Raw genomic sequence first — 2,350 nt, 5'->3', positions numbered from 1 at the left:
CCGTCGAGCTCGGGCGAGGCGACGGTCTGGACGGAGTCCAGGATCAGCAGCGACGGCTTGACCGAGTCGAGATGACCGAGCACGGCGGACAGATCGGTCTCGGCCGCCAGGTAGAGGTGCTCGTTCAGGGCCCCGATGCGGTCGGCGCGCAGCCGGACCTGACTGGCCGACTCCTCCGCGGTCACATACAGCGTGCGGTGGTCGTCGGTGGCGGCCTTGGCCGCGACGTCCAGCAGCAGCGTCGACTTGCCGACGCCCGGTTCCCCGGCCAGCAGCACCACGGCGCCGGGGACCAGCCCGCCGCCGAGCACCCGGTCCAGCTCGTCCACACCGGTGGAGCGGGCGGTGGCCTGACGGCCGTCGACCTGGCCGATGGGCAGCGCGGCCGAGGTGACCCGGCCGGGCGCGGTGGTCCGCACGGCGGGCACACCGTGCTCCTCGACCGTGCCCCAGGCCTGGCACTCCGGGCAGCGGCCGAGCCACTTGGCGGTGGTCCAGCCGCATTCGGTGCAGCGGTAGGAGGGCCGGTCCTTGGCGGATGAACGGGAGGAGCTACGGGCAGCCATGACGCCAACGCTAGCGTCGGCCACCGACAGGGCGGCGCCCAGGCTGCTTGTGGGCTCATAGCAGTTCTGCGGCACGGAAGAGGGACACCTGTCCCCTTATGAGGGAGATGGTCACCCGTAAGGGTTAAAACTGCCCAAGTAAGGCGAGCGAGTCTGCATCATCCGCCTACGGTCGCCGGGTGATGAGCAGCAGGTCCGAGCACTCGACACACGCCACCGGTGCACACCGGGCGCAGCGCCGCGCGCCCCGCGTCACCACCACGCGCCCTCAGCGGCCCCCCGCGCGCTACGAGCCGTATCTGGACGGTCTGTTCACCTACTGCCTGTCGGTCCTCTGCGAGCACGACGCCGCGGCCGTCACGCTCGGCGATGTGCTGGCCGTCGCCGAGCGGCGGCTCGGGCGGGGGCGCGGGCGTGGACGCGCGGAGGACGAGGAGGAGCCGAGCAGGCCGTGGCTCTACGCGGTCGCCCGCTGGGCCTGTCTGCGCAAGCTCGCCGAGCTGCGGGAGCGGCGGGAGCCGCGGGACCCGACGGGCGGGCGGGGCGGTCCGGACACCGCGCTGCCCGAGCCCGTCGCCGACCGCCGCCGCCGCGAACTCGCCGCGCTCGCCTGGCCCGAGGCCGCCGGGACCACCGCCGCACAGCGCGAGGCGCTCGAACTCCACGTCCGCCACCAGCTCACCCCCGCCGAGGTCGCCGCCGCGCTCGGCAAGGAGCCCGACGAGACCCGCGCCCTGCTCTCCAGCGCCGCCTGCGAGGTGGAGCGCACCCGCGCCGCGCTCGCCGTCGTGGAGCTGGGCCACTGCCCCGTAGTCGCCCGGCTCGCGGGCGACACCCAGGTGCTGCTCTCCGCCGCGCTCCGCCGTGAGCTGGTGCGCCACGTCGACGACTGCCGCGAATGCCGCCGCATGGCGGAGCGGGCCACGGCGGACGGCCCCTGGCCCGGCACGGCCGCCGCGCCCGCCGCGCTGCCGCTGGTGGAGGCGCCCCGCTCCGCCGTGCACGCCGCGATGCTGTGCGCCCTGAGCGCCCGTCCCGTGCGCGCCGCGGCCGGTCCGCGCTTCGACCGGCGCGGCTTCCCGCTGGACCCCCAGGACCGGGCCGCCCGCCGCAGCCGACTGCGCAGCCGCGCCCTGACCACGACCGTGGTCGCCACGGTGGTGGCCGCCCCGGTGCTCGCCCTGTGGGCCGCCTACCGGGGTGCGCCGCTCGCCGGTGACGAGCACGACACGGACTCGGTGGCCGCCGCCGCGGACGGCGCGGGTGAGGCTCCGGACGGTGAGCAGGATCGGTCCGCCGGGCGTGCGTACGAGCAGGCGGGCAGCGCGCAGGACCGTTCCGGCGCGACCCGGTTGCGCAGCGGGGGGCCCGAAGTGTCGGTCGAGGTCATCGGCGTGGACGGCAAGCCGGAGCGCCACGCCAAGGACGTCGGCCGCTCCCGCGGCGGCTCCCGCCCCGAGGGCGGCGGGCGCCACGGCGGCGGATCCGCCCCCTCCCGTCCGGCCCCCGGGCCCGGGCGGCTCACCGTGGAGGCCCAGCCGAGCGGCGATGTGACGGTCATCACCCTGTCCGCCTCCGGCGGCGCCCCGGTGCGCTGGTCGGCCTCGGCGTCGGGCGGCGCGTCCTGGCTCCGGCTGAGCCGCACCGCCGGTGAGCTGCGGCCCGGCGACACGACGACGCTCACGGTGTCGGTCGACCACGACCGCGAGCCGCCGGGCCGCTGGCGGGCGCGGGTGACGGTGGCGCCGTCGGGCGCGATGGTGGTGATCGAGGGCCGAGGCAAA

General features: G+C 76.5%; 2 protein-coding genes. One reads left to right on the top strand and one right to left on the bottom strand.

The annotated features are described in order from the left end of the window. Positions 1 to 566: DUF7125 family protein (locus tag SSOG_RS19970; RefSeq protein ID WP_009716058.1), on the bottom strand; the 566-nt coding region annotated here is incomplete at its 3' end. 182 nt (positions 567 to 748) lie between these two features. Here SSOG_RS19970 and SSOG_RS19965 point away from each other — a divergent pair. After that, positions 749 to 2,350, top strand: a 1,602-nt coding sequence (locus tag SSOG_RS19965; protein WP_039941398.1) for a BACON domain-containing protein, incomplete at its 3' end; no start/stop codon positions are given.

This window comes from Streptomyces himastatinicus ATCC 53653 (assembly GCF_000158915.1).
In the GTDB taxonomy this organism is placed as follows: domain Bacteria; phylum Actinomycetota; class Actinomycetes; order Streptomycetales; family Streptomycetaceae; genus Streptomyces; species Streptomyces himastatinicus.
The sequence above is the reverse complement of the archived record's forward strand: the minus strand, read 5'-3'. Positions and strand labels throughout refer to the sequence as shown.